The organism is Azoarcus sp. DN11 (genome assembly GCF_003628555.1).
In the GTDB taxonomy this organism is placed as follows: Bacteria; Pseudomonadota; Gammaproteobacteria; order Burkholderiales; family Rhodocyclaceae; genus Aromatoleum.
The window spans coordinates 1282324-1307960 of the sequence record NZ_CP021731.1; the positions used below are offsets into that span (position 1 = coordinate 1282324).

Consider the following 25637-nt stretch of genomic DNA (forward strand, 5'->3'; position numbering starts at 1 on the left):
CATTTCTTGAAAGAAGTCTAAGTGGGCTGGCTTGTGCTCCGTAAATAATAAAAAACGGGCTGGTTATTCGAAATTCTGCTAAGCGGGATAGGAGCGGGATTTCGAGCGGGTGGATTGTTCTGCAGGATTTCTTGGTTTGGTTCGTCTCCGCGGCGTCCTAGAGTTTCTTCAAAGATTCTTTTCAGTGAAGAACCCGCAGGAGCAGCACATGAGCTACCCGACATTGCAGTCACCGGATCGCGCCCGCGATTTTCTCGAGCGTCTGCCGCTGGAACGGTTGGCGGGCAAGCAGTTGCGCCGTCTGCCCGATGGCGGTGTGGTCGGAGACTGGTTCGGATGCGAGCTGTCGAGCGTGTTTCAGCCAGTCGTCGATCCCTTGCAACATCAGGCGATCGGGTACGAGGCCTTCCTGCGCATCCTCGGGGGCGGGCAGCGCGACCTATCGCCCTGGATGTTGTTCTCGGCAAACGCCGACGATGACCGCCTGGTCGCGCTCGATCGGCTTGCGCGCACCGTGCATGCGCTGAATTTCATCGCCTCGAAAGAGGAGGGGCTGCTGTTCCTCAACGTCCATGGTCGCCTGCTGGCCGCCGTGGCGGCCGATCACGGCGCGGCCTTCCGCCGGGTCGTGGATGCGCTGGGATTGCCGCCCGACCGGATCGTGATCGAGGCGCCGGTGGTTGCGAGCCGGCAGGCGGATCTGCTGTCCTTCGTGCTGCGCAACTACCGTCACAACGGTTTTCGGGTCGGGGTGAATGTCGAGTCGGTGGCGCAATGGCGGACGCTGGCGGGCGTCGTGCGGGCCGATTTCATCAAGATCGACTCGTCGGCGTTGTTGGCGGACGAGCAGGGCGGCGCAGCGCTCGATGAGTTGCTGGCGGTCGCCGGGTCGGGGAGGGTGGTCGTGAAGCGCGTCGAGGCGGCTCCGGCCGAGCCGTGGCCTGCGGGCGTGCTGGCGCAGGGGTATGCGTACGGCGCTCCGGCAATCGCCGGGCATCAGGGCAGGCCGGGATGACTGCCGTCATCGTCGGCGGAGATCGCGTCGCGAGCTACCGCGATTGCCTCAGCAATCACGGTTATGCGCCGGTGCGTCACTGGGACGGGCGGCGCGGCAGCGACAGCCACCGGCCGATTCCCGCGGACACGCGTCTGGTGGTGATCATCATCGACCAGGTCAATCACGGGCTCGCGTCGAAGATGCGCCGGCTCGCGAAGGAGCGTGGGGTGCCTGTGATCTATTGTCGGCGCTGCCTGCCGCAGCTGGACGAGGCGGTCAGCGGGCTGGCCGGACGGTGAGAGAGGCCGCCCGCGGCCGCCTCCAGGATCAAAGCACGCGGAAACCGTGGGTGCCGTCGCGCTCGAGCTGAGCGACGAGCCCGAATTCCCAGTCGAGGTAGCCCTGCATCGCTTCGCGCGGATTGTCGGTGCCCTCGTAGGGGCGGCGGTAGCGATCCAGAGGAGGTGAGAGCAGGCGTGTGGGCCCGGTTTCGACCGGCCGGCCGTCGGCAATCCATGCTGCGGTCTCGCCTGCGAGCACCTCGATCCGGGCCTCCCTTAGGGCGGCAAGGTCCGAGGCGGCGAGCCGCGCCAGATTTCCGTCGGTCGAGTGACGATGAAGTGTTGCAGCTCCGGCACGGCGGCCAGCGCGTCGGCAAGGCGCGAGCGCAGCACGAAGGCGGCGCCCGGGATGTGGCCGCGCAGGTACTCGGCGCTGGTTCCGACGTCGAGCACGAGCGCGCCCGAAAACGCGGCGAGCGCGCGCGCGCTTTCGGCCAGGGCGCCGAAGCTCAGGCTGTGGCTGGTTTCGGGCGCGATGCAGTAGACGCCGTCTTGATTCTCCGCCGCGCGGGCTTCGAGCAGGGCGCGGACGTTGGCAAAGTGCGCAGTCCTCATCGCCCGTATCGCTCCCAATAGGCGCCCAGCAGCAATGCCTCGCTCGGCACCCGCTCCGGGATCGGCCGCACGATGCGCGTGATGTTGAGGAAGTGGCGGTAGTTGAGGTTGTCCGAGAAGCCGTTGCCGCCCCAGGTGCCGCAGCCCATCGACAGCGAGAAGGGCAGGCCGTTGTCGAAGGAGCCGCCGACGGCGTAGCAATGGATCTGGTCCTGGATCACGCGCGCGACCGGCAGCTCCCGCCCGAGGCGCAGAGCCTCCGCCGCCGTCGCACCGTGCACGCCGACCGAGTGGCCCTTGCCCTGGTAGTCGTAGAGGCGGCGGACCAGCGCGATCGCAGCATCGAGATCCGGTACGCGATAGACGGTGAGCACCGGCGAGAGCTTTTCTCCGGAGAAGGGGTGTTCCGGCCCGACGCCGTCCTCTTCGACGAGGAGGATGCGCGCATCGCGGAAAATGGGGCGATGCAGGCCAGCGATCTGCGCGATCTTCGTGGCCGACTGTGCGATGACCTGCGGTGCGAGCTTGCCGTCGGGGAACATCGCGGCGGCAAGGGCGGCCTTTTCCTCGGCATCGAGGAGCATGGCACTCTCGGCGGCAAGCGCCGCGAGCACGCCGTCGGCTGCGTCGCCGACGAGGATCAGGCTGTTCTCGGACGAGCAGCTCGTCGCGTTGTCGAAGGTCTTCGATTGTGCGATGCGTGCGCCCGTCGCATATGGATCTGCTCCCGGCAGCACGATTGCCGCGACGTTGCCCACGCCGACGCCCAAGGCTGGGGTGCCGCTTTCGTAGGCGGCGCGCACGTTCGCGCGCGAACCCGTCGCGACCACGAGGTCCGCCTGCCGCATCAGTTCGTGCAGCGTGTCCTTGCCGGACCCGGTGGGCAACTGCTGCACGAGGTCCGCTGGCGCGCCGATTTTTGCAAGTTCGGCATGGACGAATTCCACGAGGCGTGCGCAGGTCGCAGCGCCTTTGGGCGACGGCGCGAGGATGACCGCGATCGGCGCCAAGGTCGGCCGGCCCGACCGCCCCTCGATCGCCTACGTCGGCGAGTTTGCTGGAGAAGTACGCGGCGTTCAGTGCGCAGTCCGAGTGATGCCGACTCTCGGGGAGAACGAGCCGCGCCGGCGGTCAGATCTCCCCGAGATAATCGCGCTTGCCGAGCTCGATGCCGTTGTGGCGCAGGATGTCGTATGCCGTCACGACATGGAAGTAGAAGTTCGGCAGGGCGAAGCTGAGCAGGTATTGCAAGCCCTTGAAGTGCAGTTCTTGCGGGCCGGCCTTGAGCAGGATGTCCCTGTCCTCGGAACCGTCGATCTGGTTCGCTGCGACCGACGCGATGAAGTCGATCGTCCTGGTGATCCGCGCCTGCAGGTCGGCGAAGCTCTGCTCGGTGTCTTCGTGCTTCGGCGGCTCCAGCCCCGCCAGCCGTGCCACCGGGCCCTTGGCGTTGTCGCAGGCGATCTGGACCTGGCGCACCAGCGGGAACATGTCCGGATAGAGCCGTACCGCCAGCAGGACCGCGGGGTCGAACTTGCGCGCGGCCGCCTGCTCCTCCGCCTTGCGCAGGATCGTCGCGAGACTGCCGAGCATGTGGACGAAGCGGGGTGCGCTGGCCTGGTACATCGAAATCGTCATGGCTGTTCTCCTTCGGACTCTTGTGCGTTGTTCGGGAACTGCTCGACTGTCGATCGTCGCGCGTCGCCAAAGTTTCCGCAGGTGCGCAGTGGATATGCCGCCGGGCGACGTCGTCCGCGCGTCCGGACCGACCCGCCGCGATTGCCGGTCCGGACTTCCGCCGATCAACCCGCCTTGTAGAACACCGGCGAGGTCCACGCCCGTTCCTGGATCGTGGCCGGCACCTTGGTGGACAGCGGCAGCTTGTTCTTCACCGCCCAGTAGGTGCTCCAGCGCGGCGTCGGGATTTCGAGGACGCGCGCGTAGTAGGTGGCGGAGGCTTTCGCGTCGAATTCCGGGTCTTCCCACACGGTCGCGAGCTCGGTGGCGCCGATGCTGTTCCGGTAGGTTGCGGTCTTCACGTCGACGGTGTTGCCGACTTCCTTGAGCTTGCCGGTTCCTGCGTCGATCGAACGCTTGCCGCTCCATGCGACGTCGAAGACCTTCTCGCCGGACTTGCCGTCCTTGTGCCAGACCTTGACGATCTGGATGCGGTCGAGGTTCGCGGCGTTCGGGTCCTTGATCGCCTGGACGGCGAAGCGCGGCGTCTTGCCGGCGGTCGATTCGGGCAGGTCGGCTCCCATCGGCACGCCCTTGTCGTAGGCGACGCGCGCCCAGTCCTTCTGCTTCGTCAGGTCCTTCGGCAGATCCCAGCCGGCGAACAGGCGCACGCGCGTGCGGTTGCCGGAGGTGGCGAAGACTTCCTTGCGCTTGAGCGCGTCGAAGATCGCCTCGCGGGTGTTCTTCTCGGCCCAGACGCCGGTGAGGCCGGCCGCGCTGAACACCACCGGCGAGTCGCCGACGAAGGATTCGGTGCCGCCTAGCACCTGCTTCGGGTTGTTGTCGGCGCCGCCGAAGGCGCCGGCGAAGCGGTCTTCCTCGGTGGAGCTGATACCGGAGTGGAAGTCGGTCGCGCCGACGAGGCCGAATTTGTAGGGGTTGGCGCCGGTTTTCGCCGCGATCTCGAGGCCGCGCGCATAGGCCTGGCGGGCGTAGCTGCCGTCGATCTTGCCCTGGCGGGTGGTGGCGAGCAGCTTCTCGTAGTTTTCGTAGCCGGCGAACTCGTCGTTCGGCGACAGGCTGGGGTGCGTCTCGCTGGTGCCCTTGTGCTGCGTGACCTCGGTGAGCGGCTCGTTGCGCACGCGCGATTCGGCGTATTCGCGGCTGATCGGCTTGCCGTCCGAATCCTTGTAGTCGAACATCAGGCCGTTGCTGACGTTGGCGTTGTGGTTGATCGCCAGCGCGTCGATGCCTTCCTTGCGGTTCTTGTCGAGGTAGGCCCACAGGTCTTCCGGGCGTTCGGAATCGACGGACGAGAACGGCCGCTGCGGCGGCTTGCCGCGGAAGATGATGTTGCGGTGGAGGTTCTGGCTGTCGGGCATCGAAGTCCATTCGTAGGCGACGAAGGTCGTGAACTTGCCCGGCTGGTTGTGCTTCTCGGCCGCGTCGACGACGACCTGCCAGTTGCTCCGGATCGTGCTGTCGGAGAGGTGCTCGGAGTCCTTCTTCTTGCCCTTTCCTTCGATGAAGAATTCGTGCAGCAGCTTCCATCCCGGTTCGAGGCTCGGGTCGTTGAGGGCCTTGAAGGCGTCGCTGCCGACATGCGTGCCCTTCGGGTCGGCGAGCTTGCGGAACACGCCGAGGAATTCGGAGTGGTCGGTGACGGCGAGGAAGTCGAGAGGCGCCTTGCGCTTGAACTTCTGGCCGAAATATTCGATTTCCTCGCCCTTCGCGTAGCGGTAGGAGTCGTCGGGGAGCGTGCGCGTCTTCATCGTGAAGGCGTCGAAAGACAGGCTGGTGTGCAGGTGCAGGTCGCCGAAATAGGCGTTGCGGTCGGGCGCTGCTGCCGTGGCGGCCGTGGCGCCGCCGGCCAGCGCGAGGGCGACGGCGAAGGCGAGGGGATGGGCTCGAAGATGGGGCATGACGTCGGGACTCCTTGCGGGTGAAAAGATGGTTCGAGGGGGCGTTCAGTACGCGCCGGCGGGCTGGATGCGCGGATGCTCCTCGGCGTAGCGGTTGGGGCCGTCGGGCAGGATCACTCCGTTGGCACGGACGTAGGCGTCCCATCCGGCGACCAGTTCGGCGAGGCGTGCCGGTTCCGCGGCGGCGAGATCGCGCGTCTCGCCCGGATCGCGCCCGACGTCGTAGAGTTGCCAGCGGCCTTCGCCGACCGGGGGTGCGATCCATACCGATTTCCAGTTGTCCTTGCGCACGTAGCGGTGGCCGAAGAGCTCGTCGGCGAATACGGTGCCGGCGGGATGCACGGTCGGGGCGGTGCCCTTGAGGTAGGGCAGGATCGAGCGGCCGGTGATCGGCAGCACGTCGCGGCCCTTGTAGCGCGTGCCAGGATCGGCGATGCCGGCGAGGTCGAGGAAGGTCGGTGCGAGATCGGAGACGGTCACGATCGCATCGGCGTTGTCGTGCCGCTCGCGCGTCAGGGTCGGGTGGCGGATGATGCCGGGCGAGCGGACGCCGCCTTCGGTGCTGTAGCCCTTCACGAGGCGGAAAGGCGTTGCGCCGACTTCGGCCCAGCGCTGGCCGTAGGCGACGAAGGAGTTCGGTTTGCCGAGGTTCGCGTGGCTCTGGTCGCTGCCTGGCGGCACGAAGGCGGGAACGGTGTGGCCCTCGGCGCCGTTGTCGGATGCGAAGACGACGATGGTGTTGTCGTACTGTCCGATGTCCTTCAGGTGCTGCAACAGGCGTCCGACATTGCGGTCGAGGTTGTCGACCATCGCGGCGTAGATTTCCATGCGGCGCGTCTCGTAGCGCCGCGCCTCGTCGTCGAGGCCCTTCCATGCGGGCAGGTCGGTGGTCGGGGCCAGTGTGGGGCTGATCTGCTGCCCGTCCGTCAGCAGGCCGAGCGATTTCTGGCGGGCGATCCGCCGCGTGCGGATGGCCTCGTATCCGGCGTCGTATTTGCCGCGGTACTTGTCGATCGTGGCCGCGGGCGCTTGCAGCGGCCAGTGCGGCGAGGTGTAGGCGGCGAACGCGAAGAAGGGTTTGCCGTCGTCGCGATGGCGGTCGATGAAGGAGATCAGCTTGTCGGTGTGATAGTCGGTCGAGTAGAAGTCCTCGGGCACCTCGACCTGCGCGTCGTTCTCGCGATAGTCGGCCTTCATCACCTTGGGGTCCTTGAAGTGCGAGCCCGCGCCGCCGAGCAGCACGAAGGATTCCTCGAAGCCGCGCGCCTGCGGGCGGTGCGCCGCGTCGAGGCCGAGGTGCCACTTGCCGGCGATGTAGGTGTGATAGCCGCCGTCGCGCAGCAGCTGTGCGACCGACAGCGCGCGGTCGTTGAGCTGACCTTCGTAGCCGGGCTTGTCGACCTGGCCCGGTGTCTGCATGCCCTCCATGGTGCCGAGGCCGGCGAGGTGGTGGTCCGTGCCCGAGAAGAGCGAGGCACGCGTCGGCGAGCAGGTGGGATTGACCCGCAGATTCGTCAGCCGACGGCCTTCGCCGGCGAGCTGATCGAGGTTCGGCGTGTCGATCTCGCCGCCCCAGGCTCCGAGGTCGGAATAGCCGAGGTCGTAGGCGAGGATCAGCAGGATGTTGGGGCGCGTCGCGGGTTCGCTCGCGGCCCGGGCGCCCGGCGCGAGGGCGGCGAGCGACGCGGCGGTGGCCGCCGCGAGCAGGGTTCGGCGGAAGTGATGACGATGGCGGTGGTCGGGCATGATTCGGATGTCTCCTCAGAAGATGTGCACGGCGCGCTCGATGCACCAGAAGGACGCGAGCGAGCCGATGACCCAGGGGGTGAGGCGTGCGACGGCCTGCTCGATCCACGGCACGATCCGCCGCAGGCCCGCGATGGCGCCGAGCACGGCGAACACGAAGGCGAGCTGGCCGGCTTCGATGCCGACGTTGAAGAGCAGCAGCGCGGCGGGGATCGCGTCGGGCGGCAGGCCCACGTCGGCGAGCGCGCCGGCGAAGCCGAAGCCGTGCAGCAGGCCGAAGCTGAAGGCGACGATCCACGGCGCGCGGCTCGCGAGGCCGGGCCGGCCCTGGCGCAGGTACTGCAGCTCGACGGCGACGTAGACAATGCTGAGCGCGATCACGAACTCGACGACCGCCGGGCGCACTTCGACGAGCTTCAGCGCGGTGGCGGCGAGCGTGATGCTGTGCGCGAGCGTGAAGGCGGTGATCGTGCGCACCAGCGGGCGCGCGCCGCGCACGAGCAGCAGCAGGCCGAAGACGTAGAGCAGGTGGTCGACGCCTTGCCAGATGTGCGTCACGCCGAGCTGGAAGTACTCCGCGGCGGGGAGCGTGGAGCGGCCGGGCTGCAGCACTTCCATGCCGGCGTTGTCGGGCTTGAGTACCCGGCTGACGGTTTCGCCGTTGGCGAAGGTGATGCGCACGAGGACGTCGGTGATCGACCGGTCGAGCCCTTCGATTGCGAGGTGCTGTCCGTGCAGCGGTTCGGCCGGGGTGTCGAGGTGCCACTGCTGGATGACGAAGCTGTCGGTGACGGTCTGCCGCGCCGTGTCCGCAGCGAGCCAGCCCGCCGACAGTTTCGGCGCGAGCGGCAGCGACATCCGTCCGGCGGCGGGCTGCTTCCACAGCGCGTCGATGTTGTGCGCGGCGTCTTCGCGGATCTCGAGGTAGGCCGGGCGCACTTCGTGGGCGGAGGCGGTCGGCGCGGACAGCAAGGCGGCGAAGAGCAGCGCGAAGCGCAGCAGGCGGGCGAGGATGGCCGTGCCCACCGGACTGCCCTCCGGTCGCTGCGCGAGCACCTTCCTGCGGGAGGAAGCGCCGCCTGCGGGCGGCCGGGCGGCGGCGCTCATGACTTCGGCTCCGTGCTCGTGCGCACGACCTGGTAGTTCGCTTTCAGCGTGTCGAAGTTGCGGGCATTCGCCTCGTTGCGCGTCTGCTGCAGCCACGCCGTCCGCGCGCGGTCGCGCACCCGGTCGAAGGCGAGCGGCGTCGCCTCCGTTCTGCGGCTCACGCGCACCAGATGCCAGCCGTAACCGGACTGGAAGGGGCCGCTCCATTCCTGCTGCGCGGCCGCGAAGACGCCGTCGACGATGGGCGTCTGGCCGAAGAGCTGCACCGCGTCCTCGTGGTTGAGCGCCACATAGTCGTCTTGCAGCGGGAAGGCGTCGCCGAGCTTGCGGGCGTGGTCGCCGTCCTTGCCCGCGACCCGGACGAGCGCGGCTTGGGCGCGTTTGTGCGCCGCGTCGCTGCCGCCCTGATCAGGGCTGAAATAGACATGCGTGAAGCTGACCGTCGCCGGCTCGGTGAAATCGGCGATGTGGTCCCGGTAGTAGGCCTGCAGTTGCGTATCGTCGGGTTCGGCGACGACGGAGAGGTCGCGTTGCAGGAAGTCGAGTTTCTGCGTCAGGCGGCGGCGGACGATCTCGTCGTTCTGGTCGAGCCCGAGCTTGAGGGCTTCGCGATACAGCACTTCCTCGCGCACGTGCTCGTCGACGAGGGCGTTGAGCCGCTCGGTCGAGGGCAGCGTGCCGGTCTGCGATTCGTACTGGTTGGCGAGGCGCTGCGTCAGCGCCGGGTCGACGACGATCTGGCGCGCGACGTTGTCGCGATGCTCGGCGAAGCCGTGGGCGGTGACGAAGAGCAGCCCGCCGAGGGCGAGGAATTGCAACAGCGGTTCGCGCAGGATGCGGCGGATCGGGGAGGTCGATGAATCTCGGGTTCGAGTCGAGGCAGGCATGGTGTTCCGGCTCCGTTGGTTTGTGCGGTGCGTCGCTGTGGGGCGAGCATGTGCTGCACTGTTGCAACGGGCGTGCCTGCTACGGTTGTTATTCTTAAATCATTGAAGATGAATAATAAAATCGCGATAAGTGGGAGGTTTTCAGGGCGGGAAGAACGGCTCGTTGCTGCGGGGGCAGCAGTGCGTGTTTGCGGTGCAGCACGTTGTGTCGGAGTGTGGAGGCGTTGGCCGGCGTGCGGCGCTCGGAGGCGCGCGCGTCGAACGTCAGCGGGGCGCGCCGGTGAGTTCCGCGGTGTGGCGGGCGGCGTCGGCAAGGCGGCCCGCGCGGCGCTCGATGGCGATCTGCGTCTGGCGCAGGAAGACGTCGTCGGGGGCACGTTCGCGCGCGGCGGCCAGTTCGGAGAGGGCACGCGGCACGTCGCCCGTCGCTTCGAGCGCGAGTGCGTAGACGCCTGCGTGGCGCGGGTTGGCGGGGTCGCGTTCGGCGGCTTCGCGCAGCAGCGGTAGCGCTTGCGCGCGGCGGCCCTGGCGGACGTAAAGCAGGCCGAGGGCGTGGGCGAGCGCGCCGGAGTCGGGGGCTGCCTTGCGGCCGTCGCGCAATGCGGCTTCGCTGTCCGCGTCACGGCCGAGTTCGTGGTACAGGTCGGCGAGATTGATCCACCCCGGCGCGAAAGCCGGGCCGAGGCGCAGTGCCGTCCGCAGCGCGGCGATGGCCGCATCCGGCCGGCCCTGCACGGCGTGCAGCCGGGCGAGATTGACGTGGGATTCGGGCCGGTCGCTGGCGGCGAGTTCGGCGTCGACGAGTTCCGCGAGGGCTGACGCGAACGCCGGTGCGTGGGCCGCGGGGAATTGCTGCGGCGGGACTGCGGCCAGCACGCGCGCGGCCTCGATGCGCACGGCGCGCAGCGGATCGGCCAGCAGCGGGGCGCCGATGTCGATCTGCGTGGCGGGCGGCAGGGCGGCGAGCGCGCGGGCGGCGCCGGCGCGCACCAGCGGATCGGCGTCGCGGGCGGCGTTTGCCACGGTGGCAGGCGTGTTCGCACCGGGCGGCAGCACGGCCAGCGCCGAGGCGCGCACGAAGCCCGCCTGCCGGGTGTCGGCGGTGACGGCGGCGAGGGCGGGCGCCGCACCCGGTGCATTGCGCCACGCGGCGAGCAGGGCGGGGGCGGCAGGTGTCGTGGTGGTCGCAGCGCCAGTGTTTCCGGCCCAGTCGGCGAGCGCCTGCGCGAGCCGGCCGGCGGGGAGGTCCGCGTGGCACTGGCTGCACGCGACGGGGGTAGCGTCGGCCGACGTACCGGCAGCGCTGCGCGGCACGCGGAAGGCGTGGTCGCGGCGGCGGTCGACGCCCATGTAGGTCTTGGCCGGCATGTGGCAGCTCACGCATTGCGCGGCTTCGCTCGCTTCGGCATGGTGATGGTGGGCCGGTGTATCGAAGGCTTCGGGCCGGTGGCATTGTGCGCACAGCGCATTGCCGGGCAGCTTCAACTTGAGCGTGTGCGGATCGTGGCAGTTCGTGCACGCCACGCCGGCCTGCTGCATGCGGCTCTGCATGAAGGAGCCGTACTCGAACACCTCGCCGTCGATGTGCCCGTCCGCGAGGTAGCTGCCGGGCTCGATCAGCGTCGGGAGGTAGTCGTCGAGGAAAGGGCGGCCGGGCGCCGGATCGCGCACGAGTTCCTGCCGCCGCGCGTGACACGCGAAGCACACGTCGTTCTGGCGGCGCGCTCCGGCCGCATCGCCGCGCGGCGTCGCGATGCGTTGCCCGGCCGTGGTCCAGCTGAATTCGCGGCCGTTCGCGAGCTGCAGCGCGAAGCCGTGGCCCGGATCGGCGGCCCGGCCACTGTCGTCGCGCTGCGTCCACGCGACATGGTCCGCGCCGGGGCCGTGGCAGGCTTCGCAGGCGACGTCGATGTCGGACCAGGTGCTGCGGAAACTGTCGGTCGCGACGTCGTGGTTCTTGCGCAGGCGTGTCGAATGGCAGCTCGCGCACATGAAGTTCCAGTTCTGTTCGCGGCCGCTCCAGTGCAGCGGTTCGCCCGCTTTCGGCGGCGCGTCGGCGTAGAGGTGGAACCAGCGTTGCCCGCCGGCGTCGCGCGGACGGCTGTCCCACGCGACGGGCAGCGCCTGCAGCCGGCCGCCGGGCAGGGCGACGAGGTATTGCTGCAGCGGGTAATGGCCGAAGGTGTAGCGCACGTCGAAGTCCGCCCGCGTGCCGTCCGGCCCTTCGGTGTTCACGACGAAGCGTTCGCCGCGGCGCAGGAAACGCGTCGTGCTGCCCGGCAGCGTCAGCGTCGCGTTGCCGAAGTCGCCGAGGACGCTCGTCGCGTCCGCAGGCAGCATGGATTTCGCATGGTCCGAGCCCTGCCAGCGGCCCGCCTGTTCGCGGTGGCAGCCGAGGCAGGCGGCGGCGCCGACGTAGCCGGCGGACTGCGCCGCGACCGGATCGGCGGCGGGCCCGGCACCGGCCGCACCCGCGCCGGCCGCAACGAGAGCGGCTATCCACGCCAGGCCACGGCACAGCAGACGGGCGTATGCGCTACGGGTAGGCCGCATCATGCGCATCGGCGAATTCGGCCACGCCGCCATCGAGCAGGCCGAAGCGCTTGAGCTGCGCACGCAGGATGTTGCGCGAGATGCCGAGCCGCTTCGCGCTGCGCACCTGGTTGTCGTCGCAATGGTGGAAGGCGCTCGTCACCAGCAGGCGCTCGACGGTTTCATAGACCGGCTCGTGCTCGCTCGCGAGCAGGCGTCCGAGGGCCTCCTGCAGCCCCTGCAGGGGATCGTCGGCGACGCCGGCGTCACGCCCGGCGGCCTTGCGCGCAAATCCCGGCAGGCGCAGGTCGCCGACGTCGAGCACGCCGTCGTGGCACATGATCAGGCCGAAATGGACGACGTTCTCGAGTTCGCGGATGTTGCCCGGCCAGTCGTAGGCGGTCAGCGCCTGCGCCGCCGCGGGCGTGACGCGCGCATCGTCGAGGTGAAGCTTGGCGCGGTAGCGCTCGATGAAGTGATGCGCCAGCGGCAGGATGTCGCCGCGCCGCTCGCGCAGCGGCGGCAGGCGCAACTGCGCGACGTTCAGCCGGTAGTAGAGGTCGAGCCGGAAGTGGCCGGCATTGACGGCCTTTTCGAGTTCGATGTTGGTCGCCGCGACGAGGCGCACGTCGAGCGGGACAGGCTTGCGCGAGCCGATGCGCACGACCTGCCGTTCCTGCAGCACGCGCAGCAGGCGGACCTGCAGGGACAGCGGCAGGTCGCCGATCTCGTCGAGGAACAGCGTGCCGCCGTTGGCCGCCTCGAACCAGCCCGCGCGCGCCTGCTGCGCGCCGGTGAAGGCGCCGCTCTCGTGGCCGAACAGTTCCGCTTCGACCAGGGTTTCGTTGAAGGCGCCACAATTCACGGCGACGAAGGGCCCCTTGCGGCCGCTGTGTTCGTGGATGTGGCGCGCGACGAGTTCCTTGCCGGTGCCCGTCTCGCCGATGATCAGCACGGTGGCCTCGGTGGCGGCGACCCGCTCGATGCGTTCGAGCAGGTGCTGCGAGCGCGGATCGCTGAACACCAGCGCCTTGGCCCGGATCGACAGCGTCAGGTGATCCGGATCGGGAAATGCCAGCAGTCTGCCTGGATTGTGGCTCATTGCTCTACGTCCTGGCGGGCCGCCCGTGCGGGCGGCTTCGTTGTAGTTTGTAGAGCCGATTGTGCGGGGCGCAACCTGTTTGGACCACCAAGAAATCCCGCATTGCTTATGACGATCAATGCAAAGGGGGAAATTCCGGCCGGACCTGGAAAGGGCCCGGCCGGCGGGGGCGTCAGAGTTTCGCGATCGACACCTCCGTCGATTTCACCAGCGCGAGCACCTCGGAGCCGATCTCCAGGCCCAGGTCGCGCACCGAGCGCGTCGTGATGACCGAGGTGACGATGCCGAACGGCGTTACGACGTCGATTTCGGAAACGACGTCGCCGAGGATGATCTCCTTCACTTTGCCCTTGAACTGGTTGCGTACGTTGATAGATTGAATTGGCATGACGGGTTCTCCTTGTGTGTCGGGATGCGGTTTCGGGTGTGTGCTCAGTTCGGCAGGCGGCGCGCGAAGCCGGCGGCGCGGGCGCTCAGGAGGCTGCGACGCTCGGCGCTGCCGACCTTCGCGGTGTCGGGGGGCAGTGCGGAGCCCAACTCGGCGAGCTTGACGACGCGGGCATCGCGCACAGCACCGTCTGTCGATGCGACACCCTCGGGGAAAGCCTGCCAGCGGATCAGGAAGCTGCCGCTGTGCAGTCCGTCGGTGTCGAGCCAGTTGTGCACGCCCGGGTCCCTTGCCGCGATGACATAGGTGTAGCTGCCGTCGGCGTTGGGTTTCGCCTGGGTGTTGTTGAGGCTGCCGCTGCGGGTGATGTAGTTGCGCGAGCGTGCCCACGGGTCGGTGAGCTGGAAGCCGACGTAGCGGGCACTCTGCGGATGGACGGTGATGACGAGCGCTTCGTCCGCGGCGAGGCGGAACTTGCCGCCCGTCGCGAAGCCCCATCCACCGCCGCGTGCGAAGGGCTGCGGCACCTGGTTGATGCCGGCCGCCGAGGTGCCCCATTCGCGGTTGAATTTGAGCCAGAACGGCACCGCCGTCTTGAGCCGCTCGGCAGCGCGCTGCGCGAGCAGCCTGTCGTCGGCGGGTGAGGCCGCCGGACCGCTCACGCGCTTGACTTCCACCGCGTCGGGGGTCTGCACGGTCCAGTCGGAGAAGGTGTTGCGCACGAGCAGCGACTTTGTGTCCGGAGTGCTGCGGATGTGGTTCGGCCGGCCGTTTGCCGGTTCGCTGTCGATCGTGATCGTATAGCTGCCGTCGGGCTGCACTTCGATTTGGCGGTCGATGAGGCCGCCGAGTGGCGCGTCGAGCTTGCTGCGGTTTTCCTCCGTGGCGTCGGTATAGAGCTGGAAGGAGACCTGCACAGGGCCGTCCTTGCTGCGCCGTCCCTTGATTTCGTAACGCCCGGTGGCGTCGATCGGGATCGAGCGGTAGGCGTTGTCGGGATTGTCGATACCGTAGCGGGCGCCGGGAACAGTCTTGCCGAACCAGTTGTGTTGCGGCGTCTCGATCCACAGTACCTTGGGATTTGCGGCGTCGTCATTGACGACCTCGTAGATCGTCGCCAGCACCAGTTCGTCGAGTGCAGGGTCAAGCGTGACCCGGCCGTCGGGTGTGGCGGCGGTCGCCTCGGCAGCGAAGAGTTTTCTCGCGAGCGCCTTCTGCGCGGCGACTTCTGGGCTTGCCAGAACGCGCAGCGCCCGCTCCTCCAACTCCCGCTGCTGTGCGGTGGCGAGCGGATGGCCGGCGGTCGGGGATCGCGCTGCAGGTGCCGGGTTGCTGGCCGCGACCGCGGGGCTGCCCAAGGGGGCCAGCAGGGCGACGGCTACTGCGAGGTGGGTAGGGCGCAGGCGAACGACTTTCATGGAGTGGCTCCTTGGGGATGGGCGGTTGCGGAGGGGCTTACCAGGCGAAGTTGTACGAGGCCGGCAGCGGGGGCGGCGCGGTGACGAGCTCGTCGTCGCGCAGCACCTCGAAGTCGCGCAGCACGTCCTCGCGGATCTTGGTGAAGGCGAAGCTGTTGCGCTCGCGCGGGCGGGGCAGGGGCACGTCGATCACGCGCTTGATGCGGCCGGGGCGCGGCTGCATGACGACGACGCGGTCGCCGAGGAAGACGGCTTCCTCGACGTCGTGCGTGACGAGGATCATCGTGATGCCTTCCTGCTCCCAGATGCGCTGCAGCTCGTGCTGCAGGTTCGTGCGCGTGAGGGCGTCGAGCGCGCCGAAGGGTTCGTCGAGCAGCAGCACCCTGGGCCGGTTCACGAGGCCGCGCGCGATCGCGACGCGCTGCGACATGCCGCCCGAGAGCTGCGACGGCCAGGCCGCGGCGAAGGGCGTGAGGCCGACGAGCTCGATGTGCTCGGCGACGAGGCGGCGCTTTTCGCGCGCAGACAGGCTGCGGTTGTTCTCGAGGCCGAGGGCGACGTTCTGTTCGACCGTCAGCCACGGGAAGAGGCGATGCTCCTGGAAGACGATGCCGCGCGCGAGGCTCGTGCCGCGCACGCGCTCGCCGTCGTGCAGGATGTCTCCGCGGTAGTCGTCGTCGAGGCCGAGGACGAGCCGCAGCAGCGTCGATTTGCCGCAACCGCTGGCGCCGACGATGCTGACGAACTCGCCGGGGCGCACGTCGAGGCTGATGTCCTCGAGCACGTCGAGCGTCGCGCCGTGCGAGTGGTAGCGTTTGCCGACATGGTGAAAGTTGAGCGTTCCGGACTGGGACATGGGCGAGCCTCCTTAGGCGGTGAGCGGGCGCCAGCGCAGCAGGCGGCGTTCGGCGAGCGCGACGATGCGGTTGAGCAGGTAGCCGGTGAGGCCGATCACGAACACGCCGAACAGCACCAGATCCATGCGCGAGGCATTGCGCCCGTCGATGATCGTGTTGCCGACGCCGGCACCGGCGGCGAAGAAATATTCCGCGCCGACCGTGCCGAGCCACGCGAAGAACACGCCCATGTGCAGGCCGGTGAAGATCGACGGCGCCGCGGCGGGCAGGATCACGCGCCACAGCAGGCGCAGCGGTCCGAAGCGGCAGGCGCGGCCGACCTCGAGGTATTCGGCCGGCACGCTGCGCACCCCCTCGTAGGTGTTCACGAGGATCGGGAACACGCAGGTGATGACGATGAAGGCGACCTTGGCCGGCTCTCGCAGGCCGAACCAGAACGACAGCAGCGGGATCAGCGCGAAGGGCGAGATCTGCTTGAGCGCGGACAGGGTCGGCAGCACGGCGCGGTCGGCGATGCGGGAGACGCCGAGCACGATGCCCAGCGCGACGCCGAGCAGGCTGCCGACCGCGAGCCCGGCGAGATTGCGGCCGAGGCTGGCGGCCAGGCCGACCCACAGCTCGCCGTTGCTCACGAGCTGCGCGCCCGCATCGACGACCGCCTGCACCGGCGGCAGGAACTGCGGATTCGCGAGGCCGGCGCGGACGGCCAGCTCCCACACGGCGACGAGCAACAGCGGCAGCGCCAGTCCGCGCCAGGGCAGGATGGCGGAGACACGTTCGGCTTGAGCGGACATCGGAAACCTCCTAGAGCCCCTGCCGGCGCCAGCGCAGCAGGCGGGCTTCGATCAGGGAGAACAGCTTGTCGAGCGCGAGTCCGCCGATCCCGAGGACCAGGATCGCGACCAGCACCACGTCGATCTGCATCAGGTTGCGCGCCTGCACGATCAGCCCGCCGAGGCCTTCCTCGGCACCGATCAGTTCGGCGATCACGAGCGTCAGCCAGGCCTGCGTGAGGCCGTAGCGCAGGCCGACGAAGATCTGCGGCAGCGCGGCCGGCGCGATCACGCGGCGTGCGGTCTGCAGCGGCGTGAAGCGGTACACGCGCGCCAGCTCGAAGAATGGCGGCGGGATGTAGCGCACGCCCTTGAAGGTGTTGAGCGTCACCGGCACCACGGCGGCGATGGCGATCAGCGCGACCGCAAGGCGGTCGCTGATGCCGAACAGCATCAGCCCGACCGGCACCCAGGCGATTACGGGCGTCTGCGCGTAGGCCTCGAAGAGCGGCGCGATGAAGGCCTCGGCGCGCCGCGACACGCCGAGCAGGGCGCCGAGCGCGATCCCGGCGACGGCGGCGATCGCGTAGGCCTGCCCGACGCGCGCGAGGCTCGCAGCGAGGTGCGCCACAAGTTCCCCGCTCGCGGCGAGATCGCGGAAGGCATCGAAGACGACGCCAGGCGCCGGCAGGATCTGTTCGGCAATCCACGCTTCGCGTGCGGCGACATGCCACAGCAGGAGCAGGGCCGCGGGCAGCAGCAGCGGGAGGGTAGCGCCCCACAGTGCGGGCAGCAGCGCACGCAGAGGTTTCAGGAGGTGCGGCGACAGGGGCGGATGCTGCCGCATGGCGGTGCCCGCCGGCCGGGGCAGGGCGGTCTGGATCAGTTCGGTCATGGCGTGAATGTCTCGGTGGGGGCGGACGCGAGCGCCTGGCGGGGGCTGCCCGTCGGCGCACGCGCGGCGCTCAGTTGCTGGCGAGGCCCTTCACCGGCTTGCCGTCATAGGCATAGCGGACCCAGTGCTTCTCGAGCTGCAGCTCCTTCAGCGCGGCATTCAGAAAGGACGGTTCGAGCCACGCGGCGATGTCGATGTCCTTGCGGATGAGCCTGAACCGCAGCGCGTCGGCGATGCCGTCCTTGAAGCGGCCGGTCCAGTAGTCGTCGAGCAGGGGTGTCTGGTGCTCGGCGAGCGTGTCCTTGCCGTATTGCTCCTTGTAGTAGCCGAAGCCGGTACCGTCCTGCCCCCACAGCTTGAACAGCGCCGTGCGGTTGGCCTCGTCCGAGCTGTGCTGCGCGGCCTTCACGAGCACCTTGACGACGCGCTTGGTGATCTCCGGGTATTTGTTGATGAAGTGCTCGGTGGCCACGAAACCGCCCGAGATCAGCAGCTCGGGCGTGTTTGATTCGTAGATGATGCGGGCCACGCCGCGGTCGCGCAGCGGGTAGAAGGAACTCGGCGTCGACACCACCGCGTCGATGTCCTTGGTGGCCAGCGCGTCCGTCGCGTTGGCGCCGAGGACGTTCACCGCGCGCACGTCCTTCTCTTCGAGGCCGACCGTGGCGAGGATGCGCGAGCTCGCGAGCTGGATCGCCGTGCCCTTGGCGATTGCCAGCCGCTTGCCCTTCAGGTCGGCGAGCGTGCGGATCTGCGACTCCGACGGTACCGCGACCGCCACCGGCAGACGCATGCCGCCGCCGGCCAGCACCTTCACCTTCAGGCCGGCGGCCTTGCCGATGATCATCGCGAGGTCGCCCTCGTACGAGAAGTCGAGCAGGTCGTTGGCGAAGGCCTCGTTGATCGCCGGCCCCGCGAACTTGAAGTGGTTCCACTCGATCTTGATGTTGTCCTGTTTGAATTCCTCCTCGAGCAGGCCTTGCAGGTGGGCCGTGGCGAGCGGGTTGCCGCCCAGCACCGGGCGGTTGCCGGTGCCGGTGCCGGGAAAGCCGAGGCGGATGACCTGCGGCTTGCCCTCGTCGGCCGCCGCCGACAGCGGCAGGACGAAGGAGGCGGCGGTCACGACCGCCGCGAACAGGGATGCGATGCGTTTCATGATGGAGGTCTCTCGCGTAGGGGGTCAGAAGCCGAACTGGAACTGGCCGATCAGCTGCCGGTCGGTGTCGCGGTCCGGCTGTTTGCTGTCGACAACGTTGTAGTTGAGCTGGAACTTGGTGGTCTGGGCGAAGAAGACGTTGAAGCCGAGCGTCTTGATGTCCTGACGGAAACCGTGGCGGGCGTCGTTCCTGCCCACGGCCGGGTCGAACTTGTCGTAGCGCAGGAAGAACTGGTAGCTCTTCGGCCACCAGTCGTCGAAACGCCCGGTGGACACCGGCACCGTGCCGAGCGCGCTGTTGGCGTAGAGGAACTGCTGGCCGATGTTGTAGTAGGCGGTGTAGACCTGTCCGCGGCTCTCGACCTCCTCGTCGCTGCGCACGCCGTTGGCGCCGCCGAAAGTCCGGTCGTCCTTGCCCTTCACGTATTCGTAGGTGAAGCCGAAGGGATCGTGGTTGTAGTACAGGTCGAAGCCGTAGCGGTCCTTGCGTCCGGTGCCGGCAAGGGCGCCCGCCGCGCTGCCGCCCGTGACCGTGACGTTCTGGGTGCCCTTGTAGGCGCTCACCCCGAGCGCGAGCTGGCGCAGCCACGAGTTGTATTCCGCCGGCACCGTGAACACCGCGCGGCCGAACCAGTCCTTGTTGTTGTTGTTGTCGGTGGTATTGGCGCCGGTGCCGTTGACCAGGCCGGCGTACCAGGTCAGCGTCGGGCTGCGGTAGCTGTAGCCGTAGTCGTATTCGACTCCGGCCTCGCCGCGCGCGATCAGGCCGATGTCCAGCCCGAGCCCCAGCGCATTGACGAACTGCGCGCTGTTGATGGTGGGCTTCAATTCGTCCGGCGCCGCGGCGTCGAGGCCGAAGGGCAGCAGCTGCTGGCCCAGCGTCGCGGTGAGGCGCGGATTCTCCGGGCTCAGCGTGGGCAGGAAGTTGTACGTGAGGTTGGCGAACTGCACATAGACGTTCGCATTCGCGTTCGCCCCGGTCGCCTGCGATGGGTTGGCCGCGAGGCGCAGCGTGTAGGCGAGGTTGCGGCCGTCCTCGTAGTCGCGGTACAGCAGGCCCGACAGCTGGATCGCCGCCGCGCCGTTGTTGAACGAACTGTGGCGTTTGTTGCTATTGACGGTGTTGGGCGCGAGATTGTTGCCGTTGGCGACCGAATTGGAGCCGAAGCGCGCCTGCGCGATGCCCGACAGGTTGACCGGTCGGTTGGTCAATGCCGTGTTGTATTCGCGGTTGCGGTTGTACAGGTACTTGAAGTTCTCGAGGTCGGAGCGCAGGCCGTTGAGGTCGTCCTTCGTGACTTCCGGCTCAGGCGCTGCGGCGGGTGTCGCCGCAGCCGTAGCCGGTTTGGCGGCGCCCTCGGATTCGAGCTTGTCGAGCTTGCCCTGCAGCGCGCGCACGGCCTCCTGCAGCTGCCGCAGTTGCTGTTGCGTCGCCTCCAGTTCCGGATTGCCGGCGGCGAAGGCGATGCTGCCGCCGCCGCCCAGAACCAGCGCGACCAGCGCGGCGATGGGTGTCAGTCTTGTTTTCAATTCGATGCTCCCTTATGACGCGTTCAGGTGGAATCCCGTTGGCATGACGTGTGTCGGCGCCCTGGTTCATATAACAGCAAGGCTTGTGTCAACGGTTCTGTTAGAAAATCTGGGTCTAAAGGAATCGGTTTGTTTGCGGTGCAGCAAAATCGCTGGTGGAACTGTTCCTGTCGCAACACCGGGGCCGCGCCCGCGCAGGGCGGCCTTGCCGGCCCGTGCGCGGGGTGTCGCGGGTGGAGCGCTTACAGCAGGTCCACCCGCACGGTGTCGAGCGTGCCGCTGAAGCGGTACGGCGTGGCGTAGGCCTGGCTCACCGGCGAGCCGGTCTCTTCGCCGATGTCGAGCGTCTCGGTGTCCGAGCCGCGGAAGCCGCCGAAGCTCGCGAAGTGCGTCTCGCCGGCGGGTTGTCCGTTGATCGTGAGCCGGCCGGTGCCGCCGCCGAGAGGCTTGCGGCCGTCGGCGAGGAACTCGAAGCCGAGCTCGACCTTGCCGTGCGGCAGGGCGATCGACGAGACCAGCCGGTCGGTGCGCTTGCTGACGAAGTTGTTCTCGTAGACGAGCCGGCCGTCCTTCACGTACAGCGAGAAGCCGCCATGCCGCCCGCCCTGGGCGATCAGCACGCCTTCGGCACCCGATTCCGGGATGTCAACCGTGGCGGTGATGCGGTGCGAGCGGTTTCCGAGATCCGGCGCAGATCCTTGGGGAACGCGCGTGACGCCGGCGCGATAAGTGAAGGAGGTCTTGCCGAGCGATGCATAGGGCCGCGATGTGTCGTCGAGCGAGACGATCGGCGACAAGGGATAGACCTGGTTGCGCGTCGCCTCGCGGTCGAACTCGCGCTGCAAGGCCTTGAGCCTGTCCGGGTACTTCGCCGCCAGGTCGTGCGCCTCGCTGAAGTCCTCGGCCACGTGGTACAGCTCCCAGCGCGCATCCTCGGGACGGCCGGGCTTGTTGAACAGCTCCCACGGCACGCCGTAGCGTGCCCCGGCGACCCAGCCGTCCTGGTAGATCGCGCGGTTGCCGCCGAGCTCGAAGTACTGACGCGTGTGGCGCGTCGGGGCGTCGGCGTGCTCGAAGGTGTAGGCGAGGCTCCTGCCTTCGAGCGGCTTCTGTTTCACGCCATCGACGACCTCGGGAAACTTCACGCCCGCCAGCTCGTAGATCGTCGGCGCGATGTCATTGACGTGGCTGAACTGGCTGCGGATCTCGCCCCGCGCCTTGATCTTCGCCGGCCACGAGACGATCAGCGGGTTGCGCGTGCCGCCGAAGTGCGAGGCGACCTGCTTGGTCCACTGGAAAGGTGTCGTGGTCGCCCATGCCCACGCCGAGGCGTAGTGGTTGTCGTGCCGCGGTCCGCCGATCTCGTCGAGCGTGCGCAGTTGTTCGTCGAGCGTGTCCTTCACCTGCGCGAAGAAGCCGGCGAAGTTGGCGATCGAGCCGTCGAGCGAGCCTTCCGCGCTGCCGCCGTTGTCGCCGACGACGTAGAGCACGAGCGTGTTGTCGCTCTTCGGGCCCTTGCGCACCTCGTCGAGCAGGCGCCCGACCTCGTGGTCGGTTTGTTCGAGGAAGGCCGCATACACTTCCATCTGGCGTGCATAGACCTTCTTCTGCTCCGTGGAGAGGCTGTCCCAGGCGGGCAGTTCGGCGGGGCGCGGCGTCAGTTCGGCGTTCTGCGGGATCACGCCGAGGCGCTTCTGCCGGGCGAAGGTTTCCTCGCGCAGCTTGTCCCAGCCCTGGTCGAACTTGCCGCGGTACTTCGCGATCCATTCGGGCGGCACGTGGTGCGGGGCGTGCGTCGCGCCCGGGGCGAAGTACAGGAACCAGGGTTTCTCGGCCGCGACCGCTTCATGCTGGCGCACCCAGTGCACGGCGTCGTCGACGAGGTCGGTGGTCAGGTGGTAGCCCTGGTCGGGCTTGCGGTTCGGTTCGACGGCGACCGTGTTGCGGTAGAGCTGCGGTTCCCACTGGCTCGTTTCGCCGAGCTGGAAGCCGTAGAAGTATTCGAAGCCGAGGCCGGTGGGCCAGCGGTCGAAGGGTCCGACCGCATTGATCTCCCAGTCCGGCGTGTTGTGCCATTTGCCGAAGGCCGCCGTGCTGTAGCCGCCCTTGCGTAGCACCTCGGCCACCGAGACGAACTCGCGTCCCCACGTGGCGTGGTAGCCGGGATTCGGCGAAGCGCCCTCGACCACCGTGCCGAAACCGACCTGGTGGGCGTTGCGGCCGGTGAGCAGCGCGGCGCGGGTCGGCGAGCACAGGGCGGTGGTGTGGAACTGGTTGAACGACAGGCCGCTCGCGGCGAGCTGGTCGAGGTTCGGGGTTGCCGCGGCGCCGCCGAAGGTCGAGGTGGCGCCGAAGCCGACGTCGTCGAGCAGCACCAGCACGATGTTCGGTGCGTCCGGCTGCGCCTTGACCGCTTTCGGCCACCCGGCCGCCGGGGCCGGCTGTGTCGCCGGTGCGGTGGCGGGGCCTTGCGCCTCCTTCGCGTACGCGACCTGCGCCGCGAGGACTGCAAGCGCGCCGCCGATCAGCAGCGTGGTTTTCCTGATTTGCATGTCGTTACTCCCTTGTCGTTGTGGTGTTGGACGAGCAGACGGCTCAGCGCCACTGCTGGAAATCGAATGGCGCCATCCCGGGCGGCATGACCGGCAGCGGCTCTTGCTGCACGGCAGGGGCGTTGGCGGCACGCGCCGCTTCGAGCAGCGCGGCCGTGAGCGCCCCGATCAGTCCGGCGAGGCCGAGCGCGAGCACGACGGCGCGCAGGCGGTGCAGGCACGCCCGCAGCGCCGGAAGGTCGGCGGTTGTGCGCGGCCGTCGCGCCCGGATGGCGGCGGGGCTGTTGCCGCCGTGGTTGGCAGTCTGGAAGTGCATCGAGAGACCTCCGCACGGGATGATGCGTGCTGCGTCGCACAATGCGTGCCACATTAACTTGTGACGTATAAACAGTGGGTTAAGTGTTCATTCCGGCGTGGATGGGTGCCGCGCTGCTGCGTGCGGAACAGCCCGCTGCTGGCGGTGTTGCCGACGCAGCAGCCTGCTCGAGCCGGGGCCTTTTTCAGTGCGCCGGCAGGCCCCGGTCGGCAGGGCGTGTCGGTCGCGGCGCCAGCCACACTGCGCAGGCCGCGACGAAGAACGCAACGGCGACCAGGGACATGACCTCGTTGGTCGCGAGCATCACGCTCTGGGCGTCGAGCAGTCGGTCGAGCGCGAGGCGTGCGCCGTCGCCGTCCAGCCCCGCAGCCTGAAGCTGACGCACGACGCTGCGCTCCGGGTCGACGTAGCCCGCCAGTTCGGCATGATTGGCGCGCCGGAGGTCGTCCCACGCCGTCGTCGCGAGCGAGGTCGCGAACGCGCCGGAGACCGTGCGCAGGAAATTCATCAGACCGGCGGCGGACGCCGTCTCGTGCGTGTCGACGCAGCCGAGCGCGAGACCCGTCAGCGGGATGAAGAAGAAGGGCAGGGCCGCACCCGTCACCATCAGCGGATACGAGATCTGCCAGTAGTCCATGTCGGTGCTGGCGCCGGTGCGCCACAGCGTGACGAGCGCGAGCGCCAGCACGCCGCCGAACACCACCTTGCGCGGATCGACGCGCGCCGACAGCATCGCCGCGACGGGCGCGAAGCACACCGCGACGAGACCGGTCCACGCCGTCGCCGTGCCCGCGTCGCTCGCGCTGTAGCCCATCCAGGTCTGCAGCCACAGCGGCGTCAGCACATTGGCGGCGAACAGTGCCGCAATCGCGAGGCTGTTCGTCACCACGCCCGCCGTGAAGCCGCGATGGCGGAACACGCGCAGGTCGACGGCCGGGTGCTCGGCCGTCAGCTCCCAGATCAGGAAGGCCGCGAAGCCGGTTGCGGCGACCGACGCGAGGGCGATGATCTTCGGCGACGCGAACCAGTCGAGATCCTTGCCCTCGTCGAGCATCAACTGCAGCGCGCCGACCCACACGACCAGCAGCACGAGCCCGATGCGGTCGACCGGATCGCGCGTCACCGGCTGCTCGTAGCGCTTCAGCAGCCGCCACGAGCCCGCGGCGCAGGCGAGCGCGAGCGGCAGGTTGAGGTGGAAGATCCACGGCCACGACCAGTTGTCGCAGATCCAGCCGCCGATGATCGGCCCCAGCACCGGTGCGACCAGCGTCGTCATCGCCCACAGCCCGACCGCGGCGGACGCCTTCGACGGCGGGAAGACGCGCATCAGCAGCGTCTGCGACAGCGGCATCAGCGGGCCGCCGGCGAGCCCCTGCAGGACGCGCGCCGCGACCAGCATCCCGAGCGAACCGGCGAGCCCGCACAGCGCCGAGAACAGCCCGAACAGCGCCATCGCGGTGACGAACACGCGCACCGCGCCGAAACGCGCGGCGAGCCAGCCGGTGAGCGGCACGGTGATGGCCTCGGCGACCGCGTAGGAGGTGATCACCCAGGTCGCCTGGCTGCTCGTCGCGGCCAACCCGCCGGCGATGTTGGGCACCGACACGTTGGCGATCGTCATGTCCAGCACGGCGACGAAGTTCGCCGTTGCGAGCACGATCGCGGCCAGCCACAACATGCCGCCCTCGAGCGGCCGCGTCGCCTGTGCGTCGTCTTGCGTCATGGCGCGGACCCGGCCGCGGCGGTGTCGATGCGCACCGACATCGACAGGCCGACGTTGAGCGGCCGGTCGGCGAGCTCCTGCGGGTCGAGCCGGATGCGCACCGGCAGCCGCTGCACGACCTTGATCCAGTTGCCCGTCGCGTTCTGCGCCGGGATCACCGCGAAGGCCGCCCCGGTGCCGCCGGAAAAGCCCTCGACGAAGCCGTGATAGCTCGCATCGCTGCCATAGCGGTCGGCCTTCACCTCGACCGGCTGGCCGACGCGCACCTTGTCGAGCTGCACCTCCTTGAAGTTCGCGTCGACGTGGATCTCGTCGAGCGGCACGACCGCGAGCAGCGGCGCGCCGGCGTCGACCCGCTGGCCGACCTGCACCTGGCGGCGTGCCACGACGCCACCGACGGGCGCACGGATTACGGTCCGTTCCAGATCGATCCTCGCGCGGTCGCGGCGCGCACGGGCAAGCGCGACCTCCGGGTGGTCGCCGGGCGTGGTGCCGTCGATCAGCACGGCGTTCGCCTGCCGGACACCCTTCGCGGAGTGGTGGTTGGCGCGCGCCGAGTCGACGGCCGAGCGCGCAGCGAGGAGGTTTGCCCGCGCACCGGCGAACGCATTCTGCGCGCGCGTCAGATCGTCGCCCGACACGGCGCCCGAGTCCGCGAGCGCCTCGCGCCGCGCGAGGTCGACCCGCGCGCGCTCGAAATCCGCCTCCGCCGCCGTCACCCGAGCCAGCGCCGCCTGCGTCTCCGCCTCGCGTGCGCGCACCTGTGCGCCCAGCCCGTCGTCGTTGGCGACATAACCGCGCACTTGGCGGATGGCGCGCGCGAGTTCCGCCTCGGCCTCCGCCAGCGCGAGGCGGGCGTCGGTGTCGTCGATGACGGCGAGCACATCGCCCGCCTTGACCGCCTGGGTGTCGATGACGCGCACTTCGCGCACCGTCCCCGCGACCGCCGGCGTCACCTGCGCGATTTCGACCGCAGTGTAGGCATTGTCGGTGGACACGAAGCGCGCACCGTAGAGCGACCACCACGCGCCCGAAGCGAGCGCGATGACGCCGACCGCGCCTGCCAGCGCGAGCAGCAGCGGTTTGCGGCGCGCATGGCGGCGGTCGGGAATGGCTTCGGTGACGGAAGCGGGCAAGGCAGCAGACATGGGGATTCCCTTTTG

At 68.7% G+C, this 25637-nt stretch carries 23 protein-coding genes; 2 read left to right on the forward strand and 21 right to left on the reverse strand.

Annotated features, from left to right (window positions below; all coding sequences use genetic code 11):
- The first annotated feature begins 208 nt into the window (after positions 1-208).
- Together CDA09_RS05790 and CDA09_RS05795 are read left to right on the forward strand one after the other, a co-directional pair.
- The gene (locus CDA09_RS05790; RefSeq protein WP_121427748.1) at positions 209-1015 is read left to right on the forward strand and encodes an EAL domain-containing protein; all 807 of its coding nucleotides are present in this window, start codon (positions 209-211) and stop codon (positions 1013-1015) included.
- Complete coding sequence (locus tag CDA09_RS05795) at positions 1012-1296, forward strand: DUF2325 domain-containing protein (RefSeq protein ID WP_121427749.1); 285 nt, start codon at positions 1012-1014, stop codon at positions 1294-1296. Before CDA09_RS05790 ends, CDA09_RS05795 begins: the two co-directional genes overlap by 4 nt.
- Positions 1297-1324: 28 nt before the next feature.
- On the opposite strand, the gene CDA09_RS23445 is transcribed toward CDA09_RS05795, so the two are convergent.
- The 21 genes from CDA09_RS23445 to CDA09_RS05895 all read right to left on the reverse strand — a co-directional run bounded on the left by CDA09_RS23445 (position 1325) and on the right by CDA09_RS05895 (position 25622).
- The gene (locus tag CDA09_RS23445) at positions 1325-1537 is read right to left on the reverse strand and encodes a rhodanese-like domain-containing protein (RefSeq protein ID WP_174718394.1); all 213 of its coding nucleotides are present in this window, start codon (positions 1535-1537) and stop codon (positions 1325-1327) included.
- 17 nt (positions 1538-1554) lie between these two features.
- Positions 1555-1893 (reverse strand): rhodanese-like domain-containing protein, encoded by a 339-nt coding sequence (locus CDA09_RS23450; protein ID WP_174718414.1) that lies wholly within the window; start codon positions 1891-1893, stop codon positions 1555-1557.
- Complete coding sequence (locus CDA09_RS05805) at positions 1890-2903, reverse strand: aldehyde dehydrogenase family protein (RefSeq protein ID WP_217351282.1); 1014 nt, start codon at positions 2901-2903, stop codon at positions 1890-1892. The genes CDA09_RS23450 and CDA09_RS05805 overlap by 4 nt, the downstream gene beginning before the upstream one ends.
- Positions 2904-3024: 121 nt before the next feature.
- A complete protein-coding gene (locus CDA09_RS05810) occupies positions 3025-3531 on the reverse strand; it encodes a DUF1993 domain-containing protein (protein WP_121427750.1) in 507 nt (168 codons plus the stop codon).
- Positions 3532-3695: 164 nt separating this feature from the next.
- Complete coding sequence (locus tag CDA09_RS05815; RefSeq protein WP_121427751.1) at positions 3696-5492, reverse strand: DUF3604 domain-containing protein; 1797 nt, start codon at positions 5490-5492, stop codon at positions 3696-3698.
- Between the two features lie 45 nt (positions 5493-5537).
- Positions 5538-7238 carry an arylsulfatase gene (locus tag CDA09_RS05820; protein ID WP_121427752.1) on the reverse strand — a complete coding sequence of 567 codons (1701 nt, stop codon included), beginning with the start codon at positions 7236-7238 and terminating at the stop codon, positions 5538-5540.
- 15 nt (positions 7239-7253) lie between these two features.
- The gene (locus tag CDA09_RS05825; protein WP_121427753.1) at positions 7254-8345 is read right to left on the reverse strand and encodes a HupE/UreJ family protein; all 1092 of its coding nucleotides are present in this window, start codon (positions 8343-8345) and stop codon (positions 7254-7256) included.
- Positions 8342-9232 (reverse strand): peptidylprolyl isomerase, encoded by an 891-nt coding sequence (locus CDA09_RS05830; protein WP_121427754.1) that lies wholly within the window; start codon positions 9230-9232, stop codon positions 8342-8344. The genes CDA09_RS05825 and CDA09_RS05830 overlap by 4 nt, the downstream gene beginning before the upstream one ends.
- A 264-nt stretch (positions 9233-9496) precedes the next feature.
- Positions 9497-11788 (reverse strand): tetratricopeptide repeat protein, encoded by a 2292-nt coding sequence (locus tag CDA09_RS05835; RefSeq protein ID WP_164844371.1) that lies wholly within the window; start codon positions 11786-11788, stop codon positions 9497-9499.
- The gene (locus tag CDA09_RS05840) at positions 11769-12866 is read right to left on the reverse strand and encodes a sigma-54 interaction domain-containing protein (protein WP_121427756.1); all 1098 of its coding nucleotides are present in this window, start codon (positions 12864-12866) and stop codon (positions 11769-11771) included. The genes CDA09_RS05835 and CDA09_RS05840 overlap by 20 nt, the downstream gene beginning before the upstream one ends.
- Positions 12867-13038: 172 nt before the next feature.
- On the reverse strand, positions 13039-13254 hold the full coding sequence (locus CDA09_RS05845) for a TOBE domain-containing protein (RefSeq protein ID WP_121427757.1): 216 nt from the start codon (positions 13252-13254) through the stop codon (positions 13039-13041).
- A 44-nt stretch (positions 13255-13298) separates the two neighbouring features.
- The gene (locus tag CDA09_RS05850) at positions 13299-14672 is read right to left on the reverse strand and encodes a DUF1214 domain-containing protein (protein WP_121427758.1); all 1374 of its coding nucleotides are present in this window, start codon (positions 14670-14672) and stop codon (positions 13299-13301) included.
- A 37-nt stretch (positions 14673-14709) separates the two neighbouring features.
- Entirely contained in the window at positions 14710-15528 is an 819-nt protein-coding gene (locus CDA09_RS05855) for an ABC transporter ATP-binding protein (RefSeq protein WP_121427759.1), read from the reverse strand.
- 12 nt (positions 15529-15540) lie between these two features.
- Positions 15541-16323, reverse strand: coding sequence for an ABC transporter permease (locus CDA09_RS05860; RefSeq protein WP_121427760.1), 783 nt, complete (start codon positions 16321-16323; stop codon positions 15541-15543).
- A 10-nt stretch (positions 16324-16333) separates the two neighbouring features.
- Positions 16334-17197: an ABC transporter permease gene (locus CDA09_RS05865; RefSeq protein WP_121427761.1), complete on the reverse strand. Its 864-nt coding sequence runs from the start codon at positions 17195-17197 to the stop codon at positions 16334-16336.
- Positions 17198-17267: 70 nt separating this feature from the next.
- Entirely contained in the window at positions 17268-18353 is a 1086-nt protein-coding gene (locus CDA09_RS05870; RefSeq protein ID WP_121427762.1) for an ABC transporter substrate-binding protein, read from the reverse strand.
- Between the two features lie 24 nt (positions 18354-18377).
- Positions 18378-19883, reverse strand: coding sequence for a porin family protein (locus CDA09_RS05875; RefSeq protein ID WP_121427763.1), 1506 nt, complete (start codon positions 19881-19883; stop codon positions 18378-18380).
- Positions 19884-20125: 242 nt separating this feature from the next.
- Complete coding sequence (locus CDA09_RS05880) at positions 20126-22435, reverse strand: arylsulfatase (protein WP_121427764.1); 2310 nt, start codon at positions 22433-22435, stop codon at positions 20126-20128.
- Between the two features lie 43 nt (positions 22436-22478).
- Positions 22479-22751, reverse strand: coding sequence for a hypothetical protein (locus CDA09_RS05885; RefSeq protein ID WP_121427765.1), 273 nt, complete (start codon positions 22749-22751; stop codon positions 22479-22481).
- Between the two features lie 184 nt (positions 22752-22935).
- Complete coding sequence (locus tag CDA09_RS05890) at positions 22936-24474, reverse strand: DHA2 family efflux MFS transporter permease subunit (RefSeq protein ID WP_121427766.1); 1539 nt, start codon at positions 24472-24474, stop codon at positions 22936-22938.
- Positions 24471-25622, reverse strand: a complete 1152-nt coding sequence (locus CDA09_RS05895) for an HlyD family secretion protein (protein WP_121427767.1) — start codon at positions 25620-25622, stop codon at positions 24471-24473. Before CDA09_RS05895 ends, CDA09_RS05890 begins: the two co-directional genes overlap by 4 nt.
- Positions 25623-25637 lie beyond the last annotated feature (15 nt).